This is a genomic window from Meishania litoralis (assembly GCF_042611095.1).
Taxonomy (GTDB): Bacteria; Bacteroidota; Bacteroidia; order Flavobacteriales; family Flavobacteriaceae; genus Meishania; species Meishania litoralis.
Genome location: NZ_JBHFPV010000001.1, coordinates 1,466,135 through 1,491,678, shown reverse-complemented (window position 1 = coordinate 1,491,678; position 25,544 = coordinate 1,466,135). Strand labels below are relative to the sequence as shown.

23 protein-coding genes and 1 tRNA gene are annotated in these 25,544 nt (G+C 44.3%); 17 read left to right on the top strand and 7 right to left on the bottom strand.

Annotation, left to right across the window (positions count from 1 at the left end; translation table 11 throughout):
• Positions 1-77: 77 nt before the first annotated feature.
• Both ACEZ3G_RS06655 and mce read right to left on the bottom strand, forming a co-directional pair.
• Positions 78-151, bottom strand: a tRNA-Ile gene (locus ACEZ3G_RS06655).
• A 118-nt stretch (positions 152-269) separates the two neighbouring features.
• Positions 270-695, bottom strand: a complete 426-nt coding sequence (gene mce / locus ACEZ3G_RS06650; protein WP_432424663.1) for a methylmalonyl-CoA epimerase — start codon at positions 693-695, stop codon at positions 270-272.
• A gap of 51 nt (positions 696-746) precedes the next feature.
• Here mce and rbfA point away from each other — a divergent pair, with 51 nt between their 5' ends.
• The gene (gene rbfA / locus ACEZ3G_RS06645; RefSeq protein ID WP_432424662.1) at positions 747-1,139 is read left to right on the top strand and encodes a 30S ribosome-binding factor RbfA; all 393 of its coding nucleotides are present in this window, start codon (positions 747-749) and stop codon (positions 1,137-1,139) included.
• A gap of 12 nt (positions 1,140-1,151) precedes the next feature.
• Positions 1,152-2,354, top strand: coding sequence for an ABC transporter permease (locus ACEZ3G_RS06640; RefSeq protein ID WP_432424661.1), 1,203 nt, complete (start codon positions 1,152-1,154; stop codon positions 2,352-2,354).
• On the opposite strand, the gene dusB is transcribed toward ACEZ3G_RS06640, so the two are convergent.
• On the bottom strand, positions 2,351-3,346 hold the full coding sequence (dusB, locus tag ACEZ3G_RS06635) for a tRNA dihydrouridine synthase DusB (RefSeq protein WP_432424660.1): 996 nt from the start codon (positions 3,344-3,346) through the stop codon (positions 2,351-2,353). The two genes, ACEZ3G_RS06640 and dusB, sit on opposite strands and share 4 nt — an antisense overlap.
• Positions 3,347-3,388: 42 nt before the next feature.
• Positions 3,389-4,615 carry a M28 family peptidase gene (locus ACEZ3G_RS06630; RefSeq protein ID WP_432424659.1) on the bottom strand — a complete coding sequence of 409 codons (1,227 nt, stop codon included), beginning with the start codon at positions 4,613-4,615 and terminating at the stop codon, positions 3,389-3,391.
• A 35-nt stretch (positions 4,616-4,650) separates the two neighbouring features.
• Between ACEZ3G_RS06630 and ACEZ3G_RS06625 the strand changes: the two genes are divergently transcribed.
• The 7 genes from ACEZ3G_RS06625 to ACEZ3G_RS06595 all read left to right on the top strand — a co-directional run bounded on the left by ACEZ3G_RS06625 (position 4,651) and on the right by ACEZ3G_RS06595 (position 10,915).
• Entirely contained in the window at positions 4,651-5,757 is a 1,107-nt protein-coding gene (locus ACEZ3G_RS06625) for a TolB family protein (RefSeq protein ID WP_432424658.1), read from the top strand.
• A gap of 255 nt (positions 5,758-6,012) precedes the next feature.
• Entirely contained in the window at positions 6,013-6,774 is a 762-nt protein-coding gene (locus ACEZ3G_RS06620) for a prolipoprotein diacylglyceryl transferase (protein ID WP_432424657.1), read from the top strand.
• Positions 6,746-8,146: a radical SAM protein gene (locus tag ACEZ3G_RS06615; RefSeq protein ID WP_432424656.1), complete on the top strand. Its 1,401-nt coding sequence runs from the start codon at positions 6,746-6,748 to the stop codon at positions 8,144-8,146. Before ACEZ3G_RS06620 ends, ACEZ3G_RS06615 begins: the two co-directional genes overlap by 29 nt.
• Positions 8,137-8,316 carry a hypothetical protein gene (locus ACEZ3G_RS06610; protein WP_432424655.1) on the top strand — a complete coding sequence of 60 codons (180 nt, stop codon included), beginning with the start codon at positions 8,137-8,139 and terminating at the stop codon, positions 8,314-8,316. The genes ACEZ3G_RS06615 and ACEZ3G_RS06610 overlap by 10 nt, the downstream gene beginning before the upstream one ends.
• 101 nt (positions 8,317-8,417) lie before the next feature.
• Complete coding sequence (locus ACEZ3G_RS06605) at positions 8,418-8,633, top strand: hypothetical protein (protein WP_432424654.1); 216 nt, start codon at positions 8,418-8,420, stop codon at positions 8,631-8,633.
• Between the two features lie 131 nt (positions 8,634-8,764).
• Complete coding sequence (gene lepA, locus ACEZ3G_RS06600) at positions 8,765-10,561, top strand: translation elongation factor 4 (RefSeq protein ID WP_432424653.1); 1,797 nt, start codon at positions 8,765-8,767, stop codon at positions 10,559-10,561.
• Positions 10,562-10,681: 120 nt separating this feature from the next.
• A complete protein-coding gene (locus tag ACEZ3G_RS06595) occupies positions 10,682-10,915 on the top strand; it encodes a GTP-binding protein LepA (protein ID WP_432424652.1) in 234 nt (77 codons plus the stop codon).
• Positions 10,916-11,066: 151 nt separating this feature from the next.
• Here the strand turns inward: ACEZ3G_RS06595 and ACEZ3G_RS06590 are convergent, their stop codons facing one another.
• Complete coding sequence (locus ACEZ3G_RS06590; RefSeq protein WP_432424651.1) at positions 11,067-12,902, bottom strand: cation:proton antiporter; 1,836 nt, start codon at positions 12,900-12,902, stop codon at positions 11,067-11,069.
• A 311-nt stretch (positions 12,903-13,213) separates the two neighbouring features.
• Between ACEZ3G_RS06590 and ACEZ3G_RS06585 the strand changes: the two genes are divergently transcribed.
• The 4 genes from ACEZ3G_RS06585 to ACEZ3G_RS06570 are packed head-to-tail and all read left to right on the top strand — an operon-like array spanning position 13,214 to position 18,491.
• Entirely contained in the window at positions 13,214-14,074 is an 861-nt protein-coding gene (locus ACEZ3G_RS06585) for an MBL fold metallo-hydrolase (RefSeq protein WP_432424650.1), read from the top strand.
• Positions 14,058-14,963, top strand: coding sequence for an SMP-30/gluconolactonase/LRE family protein (locus tag ACEZ3G_RS06580; RefSeq protein WP_432424649.1), 906 nt, complete (start codon positions 14,058-14,060; stop codon positions 14,961-14,963). The genes ACEZ3G_RS06585 and ACEZ3G_RS06580 overlap by 17 nt, the downstream gene beginning before the upstream one ends.
• 15 nt (positions 14,964-14,978) lie before the next feature.
• Positions 14,979-16,610 carry a S8 family peptidase gene (locus tag ACEZ3G_RS06575; protein WP_432424648.1) on the top strand — a complete coding sequence of 544 codons (1,632 nt, stop codon included), beginning with the start codon at positions 14,979-14,981 and terminating at the stop codon, positions 16,608-16,610.
• 9 nt (positions 16,611-16,619) lie between these two features.
• Positions 16,620-18,491 carry a M1 family metallopeptidase gene (locus ACEZ3G_RS06570; RefSeq protein WP_432425154.1) on the top strand — a complete coding sequence of 624 codons (1,872 nt, stop codon included), beginning with the start codon at positions 16,620-16,622 and terminating at the stop codon, positions 18,489-18,491.
• A 22-nt stretch (positions 18,492-18,513) separates the two neighbouring features.
• On the opposite strand, the gene ACEZ3G_RS06565 is transcribed toward ACEZ3G_RS06570, so the two are convergent.
• Complete coding sequence (locus ACEZ3G_RS06565) at positions 18,514-19,713, bottom strand: succinylglutamate desuccinylase/aspartoacylase family protein (protein ID WP_432424647.1); 1,200 nt, start codon at positions 19,711-19,713, stop codon at positions 18,514-18,516.
• The gene (locus tag ACEZ3G_RS06560; RefSeq protein WP_432424646.1) at positions 19,714-21,564 is read right to left on the bottom strand and encodes a CBS domain-containing protein; all 1,851 of its coding nucleotides are present in this window, start codon (positions 21,562-21,564) and stop codon (positions 19,714-19,716) included.
• A 110-nt stretch (positions 21,565-21,674) separates the two neighbouring features.
• Between ACEZ3G_RS06560 and rnpA the strand changes: the two genes are divergently transcribed.
• From rnpA to ACEZ3G_RS06540, 4 genes are read left to right on the top strand one after another with little or no spacing between them, the layout of a single operon-like run.
• Complete coding sequence (rnpA, locus tag ACEZ3G_RS06555) at positions 21,675-22,061, top strand: ribonuclease P protein component (protein ID WP_432424645.1); 387 nt, start codon at positions 21,675-21,677, stop codon at positions 22,059-22,061.
• Positions 22,045-23,673, top strand: a complete 1,629-nt coding sequence (locus ACEZ3G_RS06550; protein ID WP_432424644.1) for a S41 family peptidase — start codon at positions 22,045-22,047, stop codon at positions 23,671-23,673. Before rnpA ends, ACEZ3G_RS06550 begins: the two co-directional genes overlap by 17 nt.
• Positions 23,674-23,727: 54 nt before the next feature.
• Entirely contained in the window at positions 23,728-24,630 is a 903-nt protein-coding gene (locus ACEZ3G_RS06545; protein WP_432425153.1) for an SMP-30/gluconolactonase/LRE family protein, read from the top strand.
• Positions 24,605-25,384, top strand: a complete 780-nt coding sequence (locus ACEZ3G_RS06540; RefSeq protein WP_432424643.1) for an SDR family NAD(P)-dependent oxidoreductase — start codon at positions 24,605-24,607, stop codon at positions 25,382-25,384. Before ACEZ3G_RS06545 ends, ACEZ3G_RS06540 begins: the two co-directional genes overlap by 26 nt.
• Positions 25,385-25,544: the final 160 nt, after the last annotated feature.

The window sequence follows — 25,544 nt, the reverse complement described above, 5'->3', positions numbered from 1 at the left end:
TCGAACAGAAAGCTTTTTTCATTTCTGGAAAAAAACACAAAAACCCGCACCTCTCGGTGCGGGTTTTCTGCATGATGTGGTCCCACCTGGGCTCGAACCAGGGACCACCTGATTATGAGTCAGGTGCTCTAACCAACTGAGCTATAGGACCCTGTCGCCAAAGCGACAAAACTCAAAACACAAATCCCATTGATGAAAAGTGTTTTTGAGGATGGCAAAATTACATTTTTCTTTTGATTATACAGCATGCCGAACAACTTTTAAGACCCCTATCCCTTTTGAAGGGGATCCATCTGCGGGGCCTCTTGGCACAGTTCGACCAATACCCCATTGGCGGTTTTAGGGTGTACGAAAGCCACCAACTTGTTGTCCGCCCCCCTTTTGGGCCTGTCGTTTAACAGTGTGAAACCTTGTTCTTTGAGACGTTCCATTTCCGATTCGATATCCTCAACGGCGAAAGCGATATGATGGACGCCTTCTCCCTTCTTTTTCAAAAATTTCGCTATCGGACTTTCGTCGTTGATGGCTTCCAACAATTCAATTTTATTGGGGCCTACCTGAAAAAAAGAGGTCCTGACCCCTTCCGATAAAACCTCCTCGACCTTATAATGGGCAGTGCCCAATAATTTCTTGAACAGCCCATTGGACGCTTTGAGGTTTTCAACAGCTATTCCGATATGTTCGATTTTATTCACGATATCGCTTTAAACCACTAAAATACGCAATACTATCCGTATTTTTGCCCCATGGAAACACAGCGCCAAAAAAAGATCGCAGGGGTCATTCAAAGGGATATTGTCGATATTTTACAACGGGCCGCCATTGATGGGGGACTGCGAGGCACGATCATTTCGGTCACCAAGGTAACCGTGACCACCGACCTGTCGATCGCCAAAGTATACTTGAGCATCTTTCCGAACAAGGATGCCCAATCTTTGATGGAGGGCATTCAATCGAACCGGCCCTTGATCAAGCACGAACTTTCACAACGCACCCGACATCAATTGCGCCGTGTGCCCGAACTGCTCTTTTTTATAGACGATTCGTTGGACTATATCGAAAACATAGAAAAGTCATTGAAAGGCGAAGAAAACCCCATAAAAAATAGGGATCTGTTGCCTAAAAGAAAAAAGTCGTAACTTCAAATCAGGTTGAACTTTCCCCTATATATCGCCAAACGTTACATCCGCTCGAAGAGCAGTCAAAATGCGGTGAACATTATCAATTTCATCACTTTTCTGGTCATTGTCATCGGCTCGGCGGCCTTGTTCATTGTACTGTCGGGATTTGCCGGTCTAAAGACTTTCAGTCTTTCTTTCAGTAAATCGTTCGACCCCGACCTAAAGGCACTACCCGCTACCGGAAAGTTTTTTTCCATCGATGCGAACCAAGAACATGCTTTGCGGCAAATTGATGGTGTCGCTGTTTATTCCAAAGAAATTCAAGAAAAAGTTTACCTCTCTCACCGAAAAATTGGCCATATCGCCGAAATCAAAGGAGTCGATGAGCGATATGCCAGGGCAACAGGCGTCGATAGTACCATCTCCGTCGGTAAGTGGGCGATAAGTGCCGGTGTCGGTGTCGCAGGTTGGGGAATTGTCGATATTCTCAACCTGACCCCTAATCAAGTTCGCAACCCCTTGGAAATAGTTGCGTTTAAACCGGGTAAAGGCTCGGTCCTGCAAGGAAATCCATCAAACTTATATAATACCGTTCCGTTAATTATCGGAGGTGTTTATTCGGTGGAGGAAAATTTGGATAAAAGGTTCGTTTTTGCCGAACTGCCTTTGGTACAGGCCTTACTCGAAAAAGACAGTACCCAGATTTCGGGCATCAATTTCAAATTGAAGTCCGATGCCGATATAAGCCAAATCAAGCAAGAAGTGGCCACCGTTTTCGACAACAACATTATACTTCGGGACCGCGAAGAACAAAACATTTCATTGCACCGCATGCTCAATACCGAAAACCTGGCGACCTACCTCATATTTACGCTGGTGCTGATAATCGCCTTGTTCAATGTGGTCGGTGCGATTATCATGATGATCCTTGATAAGCAGCAAAACTCAAAAACCCTTTATGGCCTAGGAACCACGATCAAGGAAATTCGAAGAATTTACTTTGTTCAAGGGGTTTTGGTCACCAGCCTTGGCGGTATGATAGGGGTGCTTTTGGCATCGTTGTTGGTTTGGTCGCAATTGGTCTTCGGGTGGTTAAAGATAACCCCCAGTCTCGCCTATCCCGTTGAATATCAGGTTGTCAATGTACTTATCGTTATGGCAACGATCGTAATACTCGGCCTAATCGCTTCTAAAATCGCAAGTAGCAGGGTGACCAAAAAGCTGTTGGCCTAGTTTGCGAACTCGTAGTTGGCAAACTTATCCAATACCTCATCAAAAGCGGCGAACACATCTGACGACTCATTGCTGGTAACCATCTTCATTCGGTATTCCTTGAAGTTCGGAATTCCCTTAAAATAGTTGGTGTAATGCCTTCGTGTTTCGAATACTCCAAGTTTTTCTCCTTTCCAATCGATGGCCATTTGTAAATGTCTTCTTGCCGCTTCGACCCGTTCCTCCATGGTCGGGGGTGCCAAATGCGTGCCCGTCTCGAAGAAGTGTTTCACTTCTTTGAAAAACCAAGGATAGCCAATACTCGCACGGCCGACCATAGCCCCGTCAAGACCGAATTCATCGCGCATTCGCATGGCCGCCTCGGGTGTATCGACATCACCATTACCAAAGACCGGAATATGCATGCGAGGGTTGTTCTTTACTTCGGCAATGGGTTTCCAGTCGGCTTCGCCCTTATACATTTGGGCACGGGTTCGCCCATGGATCGCAATGGCCTTACAGCCCACATCTTGCAACTTCTCGGCGACCTCGACAATTTTTATCGAATTCTCGTCCCAGCCCAACCGTGTCTTTACCGTTATGGGAAGCTTGGTCCTTTCGACCATCGCCTTGGTCAATGAGACCATTAAATCAATATCTTTCAGAATGCCTGCCCCGGCACCTTTGCTTACCACTTTCTTCACCGGGCAGCCGAAATTGATATCGATGATATCGGGATTTGATTTTTCAACGATGTCTACTGATTGTAGCATTGAATCTAAGTTCGCTCCGAAAATCTGGATGCCCACGGGACGTTCTTTTTCGTAAATGTCGAGCTTCATGACGCTTTTGGCGGCATCACGGATCAGGCCTTCGGAAGAAATAAATTCAGTGTAAACGACATCGGCGCCCTGTTCTTTGCACAAGGCGCGAAAGGGAGGGTCGCTAACATCTTCCATGGGGGCAAGAAGCAATGGGAATTCGGGAAGTTGTATGTCGCCTATTTTGGGCATTCGAACCACTGATTTTTAAGGGGTTGCAAATTTAGGAAATTTTTAAAAGGTAATTTCGGTTTCTATTTTCTCTCCGTTTCGATCTACGATGACCTTGGTGGAATTTCCTTCTTCAAAAGTAGATAAGGCCCTCATGTAGCTCATCATATCAACTATGATACTATCGCCTAGCTTGACAACGATGTCCCCTTTTTGGAGTCCGGCCTTCTCTGCGGGCTTATCTTCGCTTACCCCGTCGATGCGCATGCCTTCACCGTCAAAAAGATAATCGGGCACCACGCCCAATGCCACTTTGAAACGCGGCACCTCCTCACTTTCGTTCTTGGTCTTTTTAAAGGCCAGTTTGGGTTTGTCGTCCAATTCTTCGATGACGTCGAGAATATAGGCGGTAATCATGTTCATTCCTTCATAATTCAATTTATCGTAGTCATCGCCCGGTTTGTGATAATCTTCATGTTGCCCTGTGAAAAAATGTAGTACGGGAATATCTTGCAAATAAAAAGAAGTGTGGTCCGATGGCCCGACACCCGATTCTTTCAATACCAATTTAAAGCCGGTGTTCGCCGAATTCAAGACTTGGTTCCAAATTGGTGCAGTTCCTGTTCCACTGATCGATAGGGTCTTGTCTTCTCGAAGTCTTCCGACCATGTCCATATTAATCATGTAATTGATTTTCGAAAGGTCAATGGTAGGGTTTTTGACAAAGTAATTGCTTCCGAGTAATCCCATTTCTTCCCCCGAAAAAGCTATAAAGAGATAATTGTTGCCTTTGTACGCCTTGGTTTTCAGACTATCGGCCAATTGTAGCAATACGGCGACACCACTAGCATTGTCATCGGCACCGTTATGAATCGCCTCACCTTCCCGATATAAAGATCCCTCGCCGCCCAAACCTAGATGATCGTAATGTGCCCCGATGATTACCGTTTTGTCTGCTTGATTGTTCAGAAATCCGATTACGTTCGTTCCCGTAATCGTACTATCACCATCAACATACTGTATTTCTTGATGCGGGTCGTTCTTGGGTTTAAAACTGAAGGTTTGGTAGAACTTTTTGTCATCGTTTTTGGGCTGCAACCCGATAGACTCCATTCGTTCCTTGATATAGTTTGCGGCCTTCAATTCGTAGGCGGTGCCCGTTTCACGCCCCTGAAGTGAATCACTGGCCAAGAAAGCGACATCGTCGGCAATGGAAACAACTATTGGTTTTTCTTTTTTACAGGATGAAATCGATATCAAAAAGAGCAGTAAGAGGCTTCTTTTAATCATTTTTGAATGTATTTTCGCGTAAAATTAAACATCCCATGAAGAAAATCTTAGTTCTTGCGGCAATAATAACATTTGGCAGTTGTAAAACCGAACCCAAGAAATCGGTAGAACCCGCGGCCGAAAAGACTTCGCTAATGGCCGGCTCGGATACCTTGATCCATGAAGGTGAGAAATATTTCAAGAGCATTCGCCAAATTACTTTCGGCGGCGATAACGCCGAAGCCTATTGGAGCTGGGATGATAAACAAATGATCTTTCAATCTAATTTTTCGGAATGGGGATTGAACTGTGACCAGATGTTCTTGATGAACATCAACGAAGATTTCAGGGGCAATAAACCTCCAATGGTCAGTACGGGTATGGGCCGCACGACCTGTGCGTATTTCTTGCCCGATAACAAACATTTTGTTTATGGATCCACGCATTTGGTCGATGAGGAATGCCCCGAGGTTCCCCTTCGGAAAAACGGAAACTATGTATGGCCGGTCTACGATTCGTTCGACATTTTCGTGTCAGATCTCGAAGGAAACATCACTGCCCAATTGACCAATGAAAAAGGGTATGACGCCGAGGCTACGGTTTCGCCAAAAGGCGATAAGATTGTTTTCACCTCGGATCGAAGCGGTGATCTAGAACTGTATACCATGAACCTTGACGGCTCGGATGTGAAACAGATAACCAATGAACTCGGTTATGACGGCGGCGCTTTTTTCTCGCCTGACGGCTCTAAATTGATATTTCGGGCCTCTCGGCCAAAAACACCCGAGGAAATCAAAAAATACAAAGACCTGCTTGCCGAAGGCTTGGTGGAACCTACGGAAATGGAGCTATTTATCTGCAACGCCGACGGTTCGGATCTAAAACAACTGACTTTTTTGGGCAATGCGAACTGGAGTCCATTTTTTCACCCCTCGGGCAATAAAATACTGTTCTCAAGTAATTTTGAGGCCGAAAAGGGCTTTCCATTCAATCTTTACCTCATCGACATTGATGGTAAAAACTTGGAACGCGTTACCCATGGTGAAACTTTTGACGCTTTTCCGGTATTCTCAAACGATGGAAAATATCTGGCCTTTTCAAGCAATCGAAACAACGGCGGAACCAGGGATACAAACTTGTTCATTGCGGAGTGGCAGGAATAAGATAATATTGCCCAAAAGGCATCAATAGCATCGACTAAGAGAATGAATGCCAATGAGCGACATTGAAATTTTTAGCGATACCGATATTTTCATTATTGTCTTAACGGGTCTATCCCCATTTTTTGTCATGCTGCTGATCGGTTGGTTTTTTAGATCACTAGAAAAAAGAAGAGTCGCTAAAATATTCCTTTATTTGGCCCTTATTTACATTCTCTTAATTGTTCTAACGCCCATTGTGCTAATTCTTTTGAAGGGATGAACATACCCTTTGAACCCACTGTTCTCGGAGTGAAACTGAATGTTCACCTTATACTTGAATATCTTGCCTTCATCATCGGGTTCAGGTTTTATGTTATTCTCAGAAAGCGAAGCAACGATACCATATCTTCGAATAACAGGCTTTCTATAATCATCGGTGCCGTTTTCGGAGCCCTGTTCTTTTCTCGATTGGTCGCCTTTTTAGAAAACCCAGCGATGCACTATGCGCAGGGGTGGATTTCAATTTTAAACAACAAAACCATCATGGGCGGGCTTTTTGGCGGTTTGCTCGGGGTCGAGCTGGCAAAAAAAATAATCGGGGAAAAACAGTCTTCAGGCGATCTGTTTACACTTCCGATTATATTGGGCATCATTATTGGTCGCGTTGGATGTTTCCTGACCGGAACAAAAGAGTTTACCTATGGCAAGGAAACCGATTTTTTCTTGGGAATGGATCTAGGAGATGGTCTGCCCAGGCACCCCATCGCCTTATATGAAATTCTTTTTCTGATGTTGATCTTCATCCTTATCAAACAACTTCAAAAGAACCCGAATCGATTCGAAAATGGCATGTATTTTAAGATCTTCATGGTTGCCTACTTCTCATTTCGCTTCGCGATCGAATTCATTAAGCCCAATTCATTTTTGGTGGTCGGTTTGAGCAGCATTCAGGTTTTATGCTTAATTTGTTTGCTATACTACCATAAAACCATCCGAAAGGGAATCATATATGCCCGAAAGAAATTACACCTACTATGATTTTACGCTAAGTCTCTGCCCGGAATGCCTGCGCAGGGTCGATGCCAAGATCGTCTTTGAAGATGAAAAGGTCTATATGCTGAAAAAGTGCAAGGAACACGGTCGTTCAAAAGTCTTGATCGCCGATGATGTTGAATATTATAAGAACATTCGCAACTATAATAAGCCTTCGGAATATCCGAAAACCTTTAATACCAAGACACATTATGGCTGCCCGTACGACTGTGGGCTCTGCCCGGACCATGAACAACATTCTTGCCTGACGGTTGTCGAGGTCACCGATCGCTGCAACCTTACCTGCCCGACCTGCTACGCGGGCTCGTCGCCCACCTATGGGCGCCATAGAACCTTGGAAGAGGTCAAAAAAATGCTCGATGCCGTCGTAAGAAACGAAGGAGAGCCCGATGTGGTACAGATCAGTGGCGGGGAGCCGACGATACACCCCCACTTTTTCGAAATATTGGATTATGCCAAGACATTGCCGATCAGACATTTGATGGTCAATACAAATGGAATAAAGATTGCGCGGGATTTTGAATTTGCCAAAAAATTGAAAACATACGCGCCCGACTTTGAAGTTTATTTGCAGTTTGATTCTTTGAACGATCAAGTGTTACAGACCCTGCGTGGTGCCGACTTGGCAGAAATGCGTTTGAAGGCTTTGGAACATTTGAACCGATTGAACCTTTCCACTACTTTGGTGGTCACTTTGCAAAAGGGTTTGAACGATCATGAAATCGGTGATACAATAGATTTCGCACTGAAGCAAAAATGTGTTCGCGGAATCACTTTTCAGCCCACTCAAATCGCTGGCCGCCTCGAAAATTTCGAGGTCGGTGAAAACCGAATTACCTTGACCGAGGTACGAAGAAAAATTTTGGAACAATCCTCGATTTTTATGCCCGACGATTTGATCCCGGTACCCTGCAACCCTGATGCCTTGGTCATGGCCTACGCCCTGAAATTGGGCGATGAGGTTAGTCCGCTGACGCGATATATCAATCCGGACGATTTGTTGAACGAGGGAAAAAACACCATAATATACGAGCAAGACGAGCAATTGCACGGTAAGATGATCGAGCTTTTCAGTACGGGAAATTCCGTTGAAAAAGCTAGTGACAATTTAAAAAGTATCATGTGCTGTCTTCCGGAGATTGACGCTCCCGAATTGGGGTACGACCATCTATTTCGAATCATCATCATGCAATTTATCGATGCCCATAATTTCGATGTCAGGGCCATTAAAAAATCATGTGTGCACATTGTCAATAAAGACTTTAAAATCATTCCCTTTGAAACCATGAACCTTTTTTATAGGGACGATAGAGCAAACTATCTTGAAGAATTACAAACCGAAGCAACATGGGATTGATCTTACTTCTGATGTTCGGCCCGGCATTGTTATTCTTGGTGCTGGGCATCGTTATTCACAGAAACGACAATAAGAAAACCGCCAAAATCTTTTTTATCTTGGCAGGGGTCTATCTGCTGATCAGCCTCGGTACATGTGGTTATTTATTGGCAACCTTTAGTTTACACTGATAAAATGATGATGACAAGAGGCAGATACCGCAGAAATGATTATTTCGAACTACATCCGATAGTTATCGAGACAACGTTTAAAACCAATGAAATTCAAGCAGATGAAATTTAACTATCCGCTGGAAGTAGGCAACCTCGACGGTCTTATAATAATCCTATTCCTTTTAATGCTTGGCCCACCTATTCTTTTGGCTATAGGGGGAATCTTCGCCTCAAGAAAATCGCACATTAAAACGGCCAAGATATTGTTCATCAGCGCCGGGATATATTTGCTCATCGGCCTTGGTATTTGTGGTGGTCTACTGGGCGTTTTTTAAAACCTTTTTCCGTGGAATTTTTTTGTTCATTTTTTAACCATTTGTGTAGTCCTAGTTCATTGAAATTTACTAGGTAAGGCCCGAGCAAGCTGTAAAATAAAGCTATATTTGCAATCGCTTTAAATCTCTCAATGAAAAATATTCGAAATTTCTGCATAATCGCCCATATCGACCATGGCAAAAGTACCTTGGCCGACCGCTTGTTGGACTTTACCGGTTCGGTCACTGAGCGCGAAAAGAAAGAGCAGTTGCTCGATAATATGGATCTTGAGCGCGAGCGTGGCATTACCATTAAAAGCCATGCGATTCAAATGGATTATCAATATAATGGCGAGCCGTATGTGCTGAATCTGATCGATACTCCCGGTCACGTCGATTTCTCCTATGAAGTCTCTAGGTCTATCGCCGCTTGTGAAGGTGCGCTTTTGGTGGTCGATGCGGCACAGAGCATACAGGCCCAGACCATTTCGAATTTATACTTGGCCCTTGAAAACGACCTTGAAATCATCCCCGTGCTCAACAAGGTAGATCTACCCAGTGCCAATCCTGAAGAGGTGACCGATGATATCGTAGATCTTTTGGGATGCAAGCCCGAGGAAGTCATTCCGGCCAGCGCAAAAACGGGAATCGGAATCGAAGAAATACTGGCCGCGATCATTCAACGGATTCCAGCTCCAACAGGCAATCCTAACGAAGCACTTCAGGCTTTGGTCTTTGATTCGGTCTACAATCCTTTTCGCGGAGTCGAAACTTATTTTAGGGTCATCAACGGGGAAATCAAAAAGGGACAAAAGATAAAGTTCGTCGCTACCGGCAAAAGCTATTTCGCCGATGAGGTAGGAACCTTAAAGTTGACGCAGCACCCAAAACAAAATATAAAGGCCGGCGATGTGGGATACCTTATTACCGGAATAAAGGATGCCCGGGAAGTAAAGGTCGGTGATACCATAACCGATTCGGAAAATCCCACCAAGAACGCCATTGCAGGTTTTGAAGATGTAAAGCCCATGGTATTCGCGGGAATCTACCCCGTCGATACCGAAGATTTTGAAGAGCTGCGCTCCTCAATGGAAAAATTACAGCTGAACGACGCCTCATTGGTATTCGCCCCTGAAAGTAGTGCGGCCCTCGGTTTCGGTTTCCGTTGCGGTTTTCTCGGCATGCTACATATGGAAATCATCCAGGAACGTTTGGAGCGCGAGTTCGATATGACCGTAATTACCACGGTACCCAACGTTAGTTATCATGCCTATACAAGAAAAGATCCTGAAACCAATATCATCGTCAACAACCCTTCAGATCTGCCAGACCCCTCTACCTTGGATCGTGTCGAGGAGCCCTATATCAAGGCTACGATAATCACGAAATCTGACTTCGTGGGCAACGTAATGTCACTATGCATCGACAAAAGGGGTTTGATTACGAATCAGACCTATTTGACCACCGACCGGGTAGAGTTGACCTTTGACATGCCCCTTGCCGAAATCGTGTTCGATTTTTACGACCGGCTCAAAACTGTTTCAAAGGGGTATGCCTCATTCGATTATAGTCCTATCGGCATGCGGGTGTCCAAACTGGTGCGTGTGGACATACTTTTAAATTCACAACCTGTTGATGCCTTGTCTGCGCTGATCCATTTCGACAATGCGACCACCATTGGCAAAAAGATGTGCGAAAAATTGAAGGAGCTGATCCCCAGGCAACAATTCGATATTCCGATTCAAGCGGCCATCGGATCCAAGATCATTTCGCGCGAAACGATCAAGGCGCTTCGAAAAGACGTAACCGCCAAATGTTATGGTGGAGATATTTCCCGAAAGCGAAAGCTTCTTGAAAAGCAGAAAAAAGGTAAAAAACGTATGCGTCAAGTGGGTAATGTCGAAATTCCGCAACAGGCTTTTATGGCGGTTCTAAAACTAAACGATTAAATCTTCACGCCTTTTCCAGAAAAATGTTGGCTTGAAGTTTTTACTTACATTTTTTGTGGGCCAATACAATAATTCCGGCCTTGTAAAGTTATTTCTGTAGTATATAAAGCCCCTGAATCAATGACAACCTACATTGCACAATTCGTTGCGCAACACCGCTTGATCCAAATCGAACAAAATTCAATATTTACATGGCAGCAAGAGGGTGGTGATGTCGATAAAGAGCTACTTCAGGATAAGATAATCAGAGAATCTTCGATTTACTTTTATAGACTTATCGCCGGCAAAGGTTACACTATTGAAAAAGAAGATATTTCGGTCACTGTTTGGAAACTGATGCCGTTCTTGGATTGAGCTGGCGCAGAGCAGACATCTTAATGAAAAGTCTTTTTCAACTAAAAACCTTTGGCCAGAACAAATCGGTAATGATTTCAAATCCATCGGTCAACTTATCCAAAGATTTAAATCATTTTGAGACAGGCCATTTTTTTCTTGCTGTATCGATTTAAGTAGCCCCTTCTATTTCGAGCATTTTTCCTAAATACACCAATTTATAGCCTTCCTTGATGGTATTGGATTCGGTACTGAAAGACGATATGATCTCCAATTCGCCATCAGGGGTCTTTAAAAAAATGGGTATGATATTTTCTTCCGCCTTTATAATCTCTATCATACCTTCATAGTGCTCTTGATCCTTAAGTTCAATTTCATGGATTGATGGGTATTTTCGCGAGGCTTCCATTAGTTTGATAAAATCATCGGTATGTGAAAACAGGCCTTCCTTAGGATTGTTCTCGGGGTCGTTCATTTCATCGGAGTTGACCAGGCGAAAAGAACCGTTCTCCCCGAACTGTTTTCCAAACTTATCTACTGCATATTGGTTGATATCCGAGTTGCCGGTCAAGGCCATCAAGTAGCCCACATCGTTCAATTCGATGTTGTCCATTATGGTATCTGAGTAAATGTTGGCCGTAAAGGCTTCCAAACCAAGTTTTTTAGCCTTTTCGATATTGATCTGGTTGCTGTCGATCAAAACCACATGACGGTTGTTCTTATGAAGATACTCACCGATAAGACGTGATACCTTAGAGGCACCTATTATCAATATACCTTCAGATTTTTTCAAGAATACCCCTATTATCTTGGCAAAGAAACGTGCCGTGGTAGCGTTGAGCAAGACGGTGCCCAAGACGATCATAAAGACCAATGGGGTAATATACTCGGCCCCCGGTTCGCCCTTTGCCAACAACTTTGACCCAAATAGAGAGGCGATTCCCGCGGCGACAATACCTCGAGGGCCAACCCAACCGATGAAAAGTTTCTCATTGAACTTGAGATCGGATCCCAAGGCACTTAGAAAGACCCCCATAGGGCGAACCACAAAAATTATGGTCAAAAACAACAAAGCCGTTTTCCAGTTCAGAATAAGTTCAAGGTCTGATATGTTGATATTGGCCGCCAACAAGATAAAGAGGATCGATATCAAAAGAACGCTCAACGATTCCTTGAAATAAAGAAGTTCTTTCAGATTGGGCAGGTCTGTATTGCCCATGACCATTCCCATGACTACAACGGCCAATAGCCCCGACTCATGGGCAAAAATATCAGATATCACGAAAACCAGTAAAACTGCCGAAAGAGAAACTACGTTCAGTAAATAATGGGGTATGAAATTCTTCTTGATAACAAAGGTCAGTGCGTGGGCGAAAGTAAAACCGAAAGTAAAGCCAAAGAGCAAAATCTTGAGAAATTCGATAAGGGCGGTCAAGGTATATCCCTGTCCCTCTCCCACGCTAATGAATTCGAAAACCAAAACGGCCGCCAAAGCACCGATAGGGTCTATTAAAATTCCCTCCCACTTCAGCACTGCCGAAAGATCTTTTTTAAGCGGAATATTTCTTAGTATGGGAGTTATCACAGTCGGTCCTGTCACGATAATCAATGCTGAGAATAGAAAGGAAATCTGCCAACTTAAACCGAAAATGAAATGGGCCGCAATACCGGCGCCAAAAAAAGTCACCAAACTGCCCAGGGTTATCAACTTGGTGATTACCGGTCCGACATTCCTGATTTCAGAACGTTTAAGAGTAAGACCGCCTTCGAAGAGAATGATGCTAATGGCTAGGGAAACGAAATAATATAGCCCCTCCCCAGGAAAAAGGCCATGCTGCCCGTTCCATATCGGTTCGATCAATTTCGAACCATCAGATGTATATAGCGTAGCGATAGGGCCGACCAAGAGTCCTATAAGGATCAATGGCAGAATTGCAGGAAGTTTTAACCGCCAAGCAAACCATTGGGCGATTATTCCTAAAATAATGATTCCGGAGAGTTCGACCATACTCTTAATTTTAATGTGCAAGGTAAACACATAGAATGAAAAATCACATTTTAATTCATTCCCTTGTGAGATTATGCCAAATATTGTCCCCTATTGATCCCACATCCCTGATTTTTAATAGTGAAACCCGTTCCAACTTTTCCAAATCGGCCAAAATTGGCCTGTCTTTTGGCACTAATAACCATTTTGCCGACACTTGGGTAAACAAAATAGTATTGCACGGTGTTCAAATTATAGAAGCCCAATAATTTGATGCTTATATCATAACTGCCTACTATTTTATTTAATTTGCAGCCTTATTGCCCTGATCAATGCGAATTTATCCCATAGAGACCGGAAACTTTAAATTGGACGGCGGCGCCATGTTCGGTGTCGTGCCCAAGGTCATTTGGCAACGAACAAATCCGGCCGATGTGAACAACCTTATCGATATTGCGGCCAGGTGCCTGTTATTGGAAGATGGAAATCGCCTGATACTTATTGACAGCGGGTTGGGCAACAAGCAATCGGACAAGTTTTTTGGTTATTACTACCGATGGGGCGACCATACACTGGACGGTTCTTTGGCCAAATTGGGTTTTCACCGTGACGACATTACCGATGTTTTCATGACCCATTTACATTTCGACCACTGTGGCGGCAGCATTCAATGGAACAAAGATCGAACAGGCTATGAACCCGCTTTCAAAAATGCAGCATTCTGGACAAACGAAAATCATTGGCAGTGGGCGACCCATCCCAATGCCCGTGAAAAAGCCTCCTTTTTAAAAGAGAATCTGCTCCCCATGCAAGAAAGCGGACAATTAAGATTTATACAAAGAGGAGACACCAGCTTTCTTGAAAAATCGGAATTGGGGTTTGATATTCTTTTTGTCGACGGCCATAGTGAAAAACAGATGATCCCACATATTCGGTACAAAGGCAAGACCCTTGTCTTTATGGCCGACCTGATCCCCACCGTCGGACATATTCCATTACCCTATGTCATGGGTTATGATACACGGCCCTTGCTTACACTTGCCGAAAAAGAACTATTTTTGAATACTGCGGTTCAAAATGAATTTTATTTGCTTTTTGAACATGATGCCCATAACGAACTCTGCACATTACAGCACACCGCCAAAGGTGTGCGTCTTAAAAACACACATAACTTCGATGAAATATTTTCTTAAAAACACATTGAACCTACCCTTAGGTATTGTTTTTTCTGTTCTGCTATGGTCCTGTAAGGCCCAATATATTTCGAGCACCGACTTTACCCCTGAATTTGGCTTTACCAAAGGTATTGAGGGCCCTGCGGTAGATAAAGACGGCAATCTATATGCGGTAAATTTTGAAAAGGAAGGCACCATTGGAATCGTCGATGGTGAAGGAAAGGGCAAGATCTTTCTAGAGCTCCCCGGAAAAAGTGTCGGTAACGGGATTCGTTTCGATCAAAACGGAAACATGTTCATTGCCGATTATGTCGGCCATAATGTCTATCGTGTTGAAAAAGGCGGCAAAGAACCGAAGGTGCATGCCCATAACCCGGAAATGAGCCAGCCCAACGACCTTGCAATAGCCCCTGACGGAACCATTTACCTCAGCGACCCTAATTGGGCCGAGAGCACGGGGCGCATTTGGATGGTCGATAAGAACAAGAAAATCATCCTATTGGAAGAAAACATGGGAACCACCAACGGTATCGAGGTTAGTCCGGATGGAAAAAAGCTCTATGTCAACGAATCCGTGCAGCGAAACGTCTGGCGTTATGACATAGCCTCGGACGGAAGTATTTCGAAAAAGGCCCTGTTCATGGCCTTCGAAGATTTCGGTATGGACGGTATGCGCTGCGATATGAAGGGCAACCTGTACATTACCCGTTATGACAAAGGTGAAATCGCCATTGTATCTCCCGAAGGGAAAATCATAAAAGAGGTTAAATTAAAAGGAAAAAAGCCGTCAAATATTACCTTTGGAGGCCAAAATGGAAAAACCTGCTTTGTGACCATGGCGGATCGTGGCTGTTTCGAGTCTTTCATGGCCCCGTATCCTGGAAACTATTTTAATCAAGTTCACTAACTAAAATCCATATTAATGAAGATTCAATTGACCAAATTGCTTGCCGGGTTTTCAGCGACCCTTTTTTTAATGGGCTGCGGCGCAACGACCTTGGTGACGACCCCTGTCGAAAACATAGATAATACCCCCCTTAAGATCTCTGACCTTACAGATGCTGAAAAGAAAAACTGGGGCCACCTAGATTTGATCAGTGACACCATACCGGGCATGAGCGTAGATAAGGCCTATAAGGAAATCATCGGCTCTAAAAAAGGACAGCAAGTAATCGTGGCCGTATTGGACTCGGGTATCGATCTCGACCATGAAGATCTTGACGGCGTATTATGGACCAATAAAGGAGAACGCCCAGGCAATGGAAAAGACGACGACAACAACGGGTATATCGATGATATTCATGGGTATAATTTTTTGGGCGAATCGTACAATGAGCAGTTGGAGGCTGCGCGCATCGTAAAACTAAAACTTGGCGATGCCGCGTTACAGGCAAAAGCAAAGGCAAAAGTCGATGAAGGATATACCAAGGCCGTGCAGAACAAGCAGCAGTACGAACAAATATTAAAAGCGGTGAAAAATGCCGATGCAGCCGTAAAAAAGCATTTGGGCAAAAGTGACTATACCAAAAAAGACGTGTCGGGCATCAAGCCCAAAGATGAGGCCATGCAACAGCATGTGGCCGTTTTAATGCAGATGTACACCTTTAAGGATACCATACCCGAAGTAATCGAAGAACTGGGCGAGGGAATCAAGTATTTCTCTGACCAGGCCAATTATAATTACAATGTTGATTTCGACGGAAGAAAGGTCGTCGGAGACGATCCATATGATATCAATAGTCGTGCATATGGTAACGGAAACCCCAAAAACAGGGTAGATGACGAAAGCCATGGAACTCATGTCGCCGGAATCATCGCTGCCGAGCGCAACAATGGCAAAGGAGCGAACGGGGTAGCCAACAATGTGGCTATTATGAGCATCAGGGCAGTACCGAACGGAGATGAATATGACAAGGATATTGCATTGGGTATCCGCTATGCTGTTGATAATGGGGCCAAAATAATCAATGGCAGTTTTGGCAAATCGTTCTCACCAAACGCGCAATGGGTCTATGATGCCATTAAATATGCGGCTGATAATGATGTGCTTTTCGTTCACGCCGCAGGAAATGATGGCGCCAATCTTGATGATCCCGCCAATCCGAATTTTCCAAATGATCAAGTCAACAATGGTGCGGAAATTGCGGACAATGTTATAACCGTTGGTGCTTTAGATCCAAAATACGGGTCCGAAATGGTAGCCTCGTATTCGAACTACGGAAAAGTAAATGTCGATGTCTTTGCCCCCGGTACCGATATTTATTCTACCTATCCAAATAATGAATATGGGTACTCTCCGGGAACATCTATGGCTGCCCCTGCCGTCGCCGGCGTTGCAGCCTTGATACGATCACAATATCCGAAACTTACTGCATCCCAGGTAAAACACATTATTATGGAATCGGGACTTGCCCCAAAGGCCAAGGTGATTCTCGGTGGTGATGCTTCAAAAGTGGGCCAGTTAAACGAGATTTCGACTTCGGGAAAAATAGTCAATGCCTATAATGCCTTGATTATGGCAAGCCAGGTAAACAGTGGAAAATTAAAAATATAGTTTATGCGAATGAATACGGCTTCCTTAATTGGAGCACTTTTATTTTTAGGGTTTTCATCATTCTTGAATGCCCAAAATACTTCATATTGGCAACAACACGTCGATTATACGATGGCAGTGAACATGAACGTCGAGAATTATCGATACAACGGTTCACAAAAATTGGTCTACACCAACAACTCACCCGATGAATTGAGCCGGGTGTATTATCACTTGTATTTCAATGCCTTTCAACCCGGTAGTGAAATGGATATGCGTTTACAGAGCATCGCAGATCCCGACGGTCGAATGGTTACCGAAGACAAAAAAAGTAGGATTGCGTCGCTTACCGAAAGCGAAATAGGCTATTTACATGTTACGGCCTTGACCCAAGATGGGAGTCCGGTCGATTTCACCGAAGAAGGTACTGTTTTGGTCGTAGAGCTAGCAAAACCTATTCCGTCTGGTGGGAAAACAACCTTTGACATGCAGTTCGAAGGACAGGTGCCCGTTCAAATACGAAGATCGGGACGAAACAATAAAGATGGTGTTGCATTGTCAATGAGCCAGTGGTACCCAAAGTTGGCCGAATATGATTTTGAGGGCTGGCACGCCGGCCCCTATATTGCCAGGGAATTTCATGGTGTATGGGGCAATTTTGATGTAAAACTGACGATTGACAAAGATTATATCGTCGGGGGTACGGGTTATTTACAGAACCCCCAGCAAATAGGTTATGGTTATGAAGCTTCCGGCACAAAGGTCGATAGGCCAAAAGGTAAAACCTTGACCTGGCATTTTAAGGCCCCAATGGTACATGATTTTGTGTGGGCTGCAGATCCAGAATATGTTCACGACACCCTGCAAATGGAAAATGGCCCCACACTTCATTTCTTGTACAAGAACGACAAAAAATATGAGGACACATGGAAAGCGGTACAACCGTTGACCGAAAAGGCCATGCAATTTTTTAACAGAAATATCGGCGAATATCCTTACGAGCAATATTCCGTGATTCAAGGAGGTGACGGAGGTATGGAATACGCGATGGCGACCTTGATTACCGGTGGCGATAAACCTGGCAGTGTCATCGGCACTATGATTCACGAATTGGCGCACTCATGGTTTCAGCATGTGCTCGCCACCAATGAAACCAAACACGAATGGATGGACGAGGGCTTTACCTCGTTCATTTCGGCACTATGTAGTAATGAAATAAGGGAACAGAACAAGGAAAATCCCTTTGAGAATTCCTACAACGGATATTACCATTTGGTCAAATCAGGGCAGGAAATGCCTCAAGCCGCCCATGCCGATCGCTATGTGAACAATATGGCCTACGGTATTTCGGCTTACAGCAAAGGAGCCGTATTCCTCGCTCAGTTGGGTTACGTCATTGGTCAGGACAAGTTAATGGAGACACTGCGAAAATATTATGCCGATTTTAAATTCAAACATCCTGTGCCCAACGATATCAAGCGTACCGCCGAAAAAATTTCGGGAATCGAACTTGATTGGTACTTGACCGATTGGACACAGACCACGAATACGATCGATTATGGCATTAAAGAAGTTGCGGCAGATGGCAACAAGACAAAAATTGCAATGGAACGTATCGGTCTTATGCCCATGCCAATTGATATTCTTGTGGTATACAATGACGGTACCCAAGAGACTTTCTATGCGCCTTTGCGAATGATGCGTGGCGAAAAGGAAAACCCTTATCCGCAATTGAAGCGAACGGTTCTAGAGGACTGGTCATGGGCCTCAAATAACTATAATTTTACAGTAGATAGGCCTCTGGAAGATATCAAAGCCGTTATAATCGATCCGTCGCAGTTAATGGCCGATATTGACAAAGAGAACAATATTTGGCAGGCCCAAACGCTTCCAAAAGATTGATAATCGGGTTTAATCGAGGTCATCAAAACCAAGGCTCATTGCGATACATATCGTTTCTGGCATTGCGTTCCCTATTTTGGATTATGATATGGGTCGAATCGATGGTGCGGTTACGGTAACCCAAGAGGTGAAACAATGATTTCGCATAAAACCGGGCTATCTTGAGGTTGACCTTCAGACTTCCTCGGCCGGAATCGTTCCATTTAATGCCGGGCAATGCAACAAGAAGATTATCTGCTTTTATTTTTCTCAGCACTTCGGAAATTTTGAGAATCCATTTGGGTATTTCCCGGATTAAAAAAAATGCTTCCGCGCCCTGCTTTTGGTACAAAGGCATGAACAACTGCGACGATTTCGGCGTTTCGACCTTTATATCATTATTAACTCCGAGTATGGTGCCTTTTTTCACTTTCTGAAAACTCTCAAATCCCGGATACATTATGAATTCATCGTTTTTGGACAGGGCAAATCGTTGTTCGACCTCATAAAAAGTGCTGTTGCCCTTTGCCGCATTTTCAAGTTGCTCGAAATGGGGCTTGAAAAAAGGTATCTCGTTCTTGGGCAGTGCCCCGGTATTGACCAATGTGAGCCAAATAAATGCAACGGCATTGTCCACTGCACTTATTACCTCATGTTGGCCCGATTCGAACCCTAAGGACACATACCCCTTTTCGTTCATGTAGCTCAAGAGCGGGCCTTCTAGAAATTCTTCGATCCCCAAAATAATAGGAACTGGAAAAAGCTTGGCAAAATTTCTGTTGATCAAGGCATCGTTTATGGTTACAAAAGGCAGGGTCTTACTCGATGTCGTATGTAGGTCGATAAAGTAGAAAGGAGGCGACTGGGCATTCAATAAAGAGATAATCAAATCGTGAATGCCCAACAGCTCTTTTTCTTCAATGCCAAGTTCGGATTCTTGCTTCGATTTGATGCGATCGATATTCTTCGTCGTCCAGAGACGATTAAGATCAGTATCCAAAAAACGTTTGTTCTGAAACAATGCCGGGGTGTTGCCTTGAATTCCGATAACCGATCCCGAAAGAGTTTCGGTCATTGATTGCAGTTGTTCAAAAACTTTTTCAATGGCGACAACCCCCGCCTTTTCATTACCATGTATTCCTCCGAAGAAGAAAATCGTGGGGCCCTTGTCTTGTCCTTTTAAATGCCCTATTAACCGATTTGACCGTATTATTGTAGGTACTGTAATTGTTTCTTCGGGCATTTAAATGTCATTTGAGGTAATAATTCCCATTAGTTTCTTGTCTCGAACCACTGGAAGACAATTAATTTGATTCAGTTCCATCAATTTTTCGGCCTCCTTTACACTAGTATCTGTAGAAGTTGTGATCAAATCAGTTCTCATGATTTTTTCAAGGGTGGTGCGCATCATTTTCGGATTGTTCAAGTAATCGCCGACATCGGTCCATGTCACGAGTCCAACAAGATTATAATGCATGTCCATCACGGGCACATGGTGAATATTTTTCCAAAGCATCATCTTTAACACCAGTTCAGCACTATCGTTTTGCTGTGCACTGATTATTTTCGAACTCATGCGTTGGCCAACTGTAGTTTCTTTATTTCGGACGGTTTGTTCATTGCCTTTTGCCAATTCCCATGCATCAACATTATATCCTCTCCGCTCCCTTTCATGCATTGTAGCATTTAAAATTTTCAAGGCTTCCGGTGGTTTGTGTTTTTTTAATACCCGGCGATAACTCTGTACCATCCATTGCGCCCCGTTTCTTCCTTTAATCCTGTTTTCGATAATTCCCAAATAGTGTTCCACATCCTTAGGGGAAACATTCATGCGGTACAAGCCCCGATAGGCCATGGGCAAAAAATGATCCAGCAACAATGCGCTGCTCGACAGCAATTTTCCATCCCAATAAAACTGCGCCGCATTGCCATACCTGGCAGCATGGTAGAAATTGCTTTTGATATCCTTAAAATTAAATTTTAGGTGAATATTGTCAAACTCCCTAGGCCTGCCCTGCATCACGCCAACCCAAAACATCATATTGGCCATTTCATCGGCCGTTGTCGGACCAGACGGCAAATATCGATTTTCAATGCGTATGTGCGGTTTGTTGTCGGTCACTCCATAACAGACCCTGTTCCATTTATAAACCGTTCCATTATGCAGGCCCAGGGCTTTTAATTTCGGAATATGCCCCGCTTTTAATTCCTTTAAACTATCGGTTTCGAATTCTGCTGTCAAGAGGCTTCTGAAACGAATGATATTGTCCTTGAAATAGTCCGCCGCCGAACCGCGCGCCCAATCATGGCCAAAATTGACACGGGCTTCCCGTTCGTTAAGATAAAAGGTACTTGCACGGGTGTCTACGCTCTGGGTAAAAAGGGCGATTCGGGTCTCTTGCCATAGCTCCCGGCCCATCAATAAAGGTGAATTCGCACAGATTGACAGTATGGGGCCTGCAATCGCCTGGGCCCAATTATAGCTGTTGGCGAAATCATCGGGGTCAATCTGAAGATGCAATTGAAAACTGGTGTTGCACCCCTCAAATAGAATGGAGTCATGATGGAGGTTGATTTCGTCGGCACCTCGTATATGAAGCTCAAGGTCGTCACCTCGCAGTTCGCGTATCGTTTCGTCCAATATGCTATACCTTTTCATTGGTGTCATGAACGACATGTTCAAATGCGTCGTATCGATCGTGGGCAAAATACCGGTGAGCACTATTTTAAGACCCAGCTTCTGCGCCACATTACGGGCTTTTGACAATAAGGCATTGAGTGTATGGTGCATTTTAGAAAAACAATCGCCAGTCAATACCAACGGGTCGAGATTGGCCTCAAGATTATAGAGTGCCAATTCTGTGGTAAAATGGGGGTCGTTCAAGGCTTCCAGCACCTTCAAAGCCCCGGTTGATGGTTCCCAGTTTTCATCGACCAGGCAAAACTCCTGCTCCGCTCCGATCCGAATCGGGCTTTTTTCGAACAGGCCTTCTTCGAGCATGAGTTGCAAGGCTTCAATATCGTTCAATAGGTGTGTGATATATTTGGCTTTCTTTGCTCCTCCTTTTAATTTCTCGACCTTTAGATCTCCCATGCCTTCAGAGTATAATTAAGACGCATTTCGAATATATGGGCTTCTCAATGCTCTTACTATGACAAATGTCATATGCTTCAACTGTGGTTTTTATTTTACTTTTACATGGTATGTCGAATGCATTCCCAAAAAAAGAAAAATTAAAGAGCTCTAAACTCATAGATCGTCTGTTCGCTGAAGGAAAGGGGGTTTCTTGCTTTCCGATCAAGCTCATTTACCTATCGGCCGAACTCCCGGAAAAAGTAAAGGTTCAGGCAGGGGTGGCAGTTCCAAAAAAGAATTTTAAAAGCGCGGTCAAAAGAAACCGGATCAAACGATTGCTGCGCGAAGCTTATCGCCTTAACAAACATCTTGTTTTTAACAATAGCGATAGTGCTTTTGCGTTTCTATTTTTATACCTTGGGAAGGAGATGCCTACATTTTCGGAAGTGGAAGACGGCATGCAAAAACTATTAGGAAAATTTATCGAAACGATAAACCATGAAAAAGATGATTAAAAGACAGGTTTTGATTCCGATTTTGGCCGTTGCATTTTTGGTGGTCGGAAGCGGTTTTAAGAGCGACTTCTTCGAAATCGCCAAACAGATAGAAATCTTCACTACCCTGTTCAAAGAGTTGAACATGAACTATGTTGATGAGACCAATCCGGCAGAATTGATGGATACGGCCATAAAAAACATGCTCGATGAGCTGGATCCCTACACCAAATTTTTGAACGAACAAGATGTCGAGACCTACAAAATCAATAATGCGGGCGAATATTCGGGTATCGGCGCCCTGGTACGTTCTTACGATGACCGTTTGGTCGTGGTCGAGCCCTATAAGGATTACCCCGCTGACAAAGCCGGACTCAAAGCTGGCGACGAAATCATTAAAATCGGAGATATTACGGTCGCCGATTTCGACGATAATGCAAGCGAGTTATTAAAAGGCGCCAACAATACCTCGGTTGCCATTACCTATAAAAGACAGGGCGAAACCAAAACAGCGACAATCGAACGTTCAGGTGTCGAGGTCGATGCAGTACCATTTTATAAAATGGTCGATGACAAGACCGGCTACATTGTTTTGGCAAAATTCAACGCCAAGGCCTCAGGCCAGACAAAAGCGGCATTGATCGACCTAAAGGGCCAAGGAGCGGACAAAATTATTTTGGACCTTCGGGGGAATCCGGGCGGGTTACTTTCGGAGGCCATTAACGTGACCAATCTCTTTGTCGACAAAGGCGAACTGATCGTAACGACGAAGTCAAAGGTCAAAAAATTCAACCAGGAATATAAGACCCGGAACAAGCCAGTTGATACCGAAATTCCATTAGTGGTTTTGGTAAACGGCAGCAGTGCCTCGGCCAGTGAGATCGTTTCGGGAAGTCTACAAGATCTTGATCGGGCCGTTGTCATGGGAGGGCGTAGTTTCGGAAAAGGACTTGTACAGCGACCTTTGCGCCTGACCTACGGCACACAGCTCAAAGTGACCATTAGCCGTTATTACACCCCTTCAGGGCGCTGCATTCAATCATTGGATTATTGGAACCGCGACGCGGATGGCAATGCCGTGCGCACAACGACCTATAACGATTTTAAGACCCGCAATGGGCGCAAGGTCCAAGATGGTGGCGGAGTGCTCCCCGATATTGAAATTGCCTCCTTAAAATCGAACGACTTGACGGCCGCCTTATTGAACGATCATGTCATTTTTGATTTTGCCACCGACTTCTACTACAAAAACGGGGTTTCGGACCCAGATTCGTTTACATTTTCGGACACTGATTTCGAAAGCTTCAAAAACCATGTGGCCCAAAGTGACTTTTCGTTTCAGACCAAGACCGAAAAGACCCTGAAAGAAGCATTGACCGATCGTGAAGAAGTTATTTTCAACGATGCCATTGAAAATGATTTCAAAAAATTGCTGGCCGATATAGACAAAAGCAAAATGGCGGCATTGGACACTTATCAAAAAGAAATTCGCAAAAATCTGGAAGACGAGATTATCAAACGTTATTTCTATCGTGAAGGACTTTATCAATACTATCTTTCACATGATGAGGCCATTTTGGCGGCAACCGAACTGTTGGGAAATAATGGAAAATATAACGCAATACTTCAATAGGCACATTTTAGAATGACGGTTTAAATTCCGTAACTTTCTGCCAAAAGCAAAACCATCGTCAAGACCCACCAAGCCGAACTGTTACTGGACACCCGATCAATTCTCGGCGAGGGTCCTGTATGGGATTTCAACAAACAGTTTCTTTTTTGGGTCGATATCGAGGGCTACAAACTGCACGGGTATAGTCCCTCAACAGAAACAAGTAAAGAATGGTCTTTCGACGAAATGATAGGGGCCGCAGTTCCCCAAAAAAATGGGGAACTCCTTTTGGCCATGGAAAAAGGCCTGGCAGCGTTTGATCCAATAACCGGGCAGCTGAAGAAGCACGGCGTATTGGAAAATTCAAATCCTTTGCTACGGTTCAATGATGGAAAGGTCGGTCCAAACGGTAACTTCTGGATAGGTACCATGGAGAAGCACTGTGCGCCCAATGCCGGTAACTTTTTTTGTGTAACCCCTGAGTTTCAATACTCGTTTCAAATACCGAACACATCCGTTTCAAATGGCATGGCCTGGTCTTCCGATAAAAAGAAGTTTTACTATATCGATAGCCCAACTTTCGAGGTAAAGGTTTTCGATTATGACAACATTGGGGGAACGATTTCCAATGAAAAATCCCTTTTTAATATTCCAAAAGACTATGGCAGTCCCGACGGTATGAGTATCGATGAAGAAGATATGCTCTGGATTGCCCATTGGGGTGGAAATTGCTTGCGAAGATGGAGCCCTTCCACGGGACAAGTTTTGGAGAAAATCGAGGTGCCCGCTCCGCACGTTACTTCCTGTTGTTTTGGTGGAAAAGATTTGAAAACCTTGTATATTACCACAGCAAGAAGTGGACTCGACCAAAAGCAGCTTGAAGAATATCCGCTCAGCGGCGGACTTTTTGTATACGAATCCGACGTTAAGGGAATGCCCATAAACTATTTTAATGCAGTACTCGGGAATAAAAGATAAGGTCGCCATAGTTACCGGAGCGGGTGAGGGAATCGGCTATGCCATTGCATCGCTTTTGCTAAAAGCAGGTGCAAATGTAGTGCTCAACGATGTTGACGAAGGCCGTGGAAATAAGGCCGCCTCTGAACTCGATGGAGCATTCTCCGGAAGCTGTCATTTTTTTGTTGGAGATGCGGGCGACGTACCTACCATCAACAAAATGGTCGATTTTACGCTCGACCATTTTGGACGTTTGGATTTTGTGATCCCGAATGCGGGAATTACGTTATTTGGTGATTTTCTCGAATTTACGCCCGATTCTTTTCAAAAGGTCGTCAAGTTGAATCTTCAAGGGGCCTTTTTCTTGGCACAGCGCGCCGCCAAAGAAATGATCAAACAAGGTACAGGTGGGCGTATCGTGCTTATGTCTTCCCAAGTGGGTGTTCGGGCCTATCATAATCTGACCGCTTATGGCATGACCAAGGCGGCCCTTCAGTTTATGGGGCAGAATCTTGCTTACGAACTCGGCGAACACCAAATTACCGTGAATACCATTGCGCCCGGAGCAACCTTGACCGAGCGAACAGCCAAAGAACAACCCGACTATGCAGGTTTTTGGGGAAGGTTGAACCCAAACAAAAGAGTTGGAAGACCGGAAGACATCGCCAACACCTGTCTATTTTTGCTTTCTGACGGGGCTTCCCACATCAACGGCCAGCTGATTCCCGTCGATGGGGGCTGGACAACTGCCGGAAAGTATCCTGAAGACCTTTGATTTCATCTTTTTACCAGCCTGCACAACAGACCAAGTGGTCTTATTACCGGCAATTTATCGATCAATTCAATGTAAAAAGGCACTTATCGGTTTTTTAAGGGCAATAAGCCGTTTAGAGCTGAAGCGTTTCGAGAAACGGTAGGCCCATTACCGACTTAAC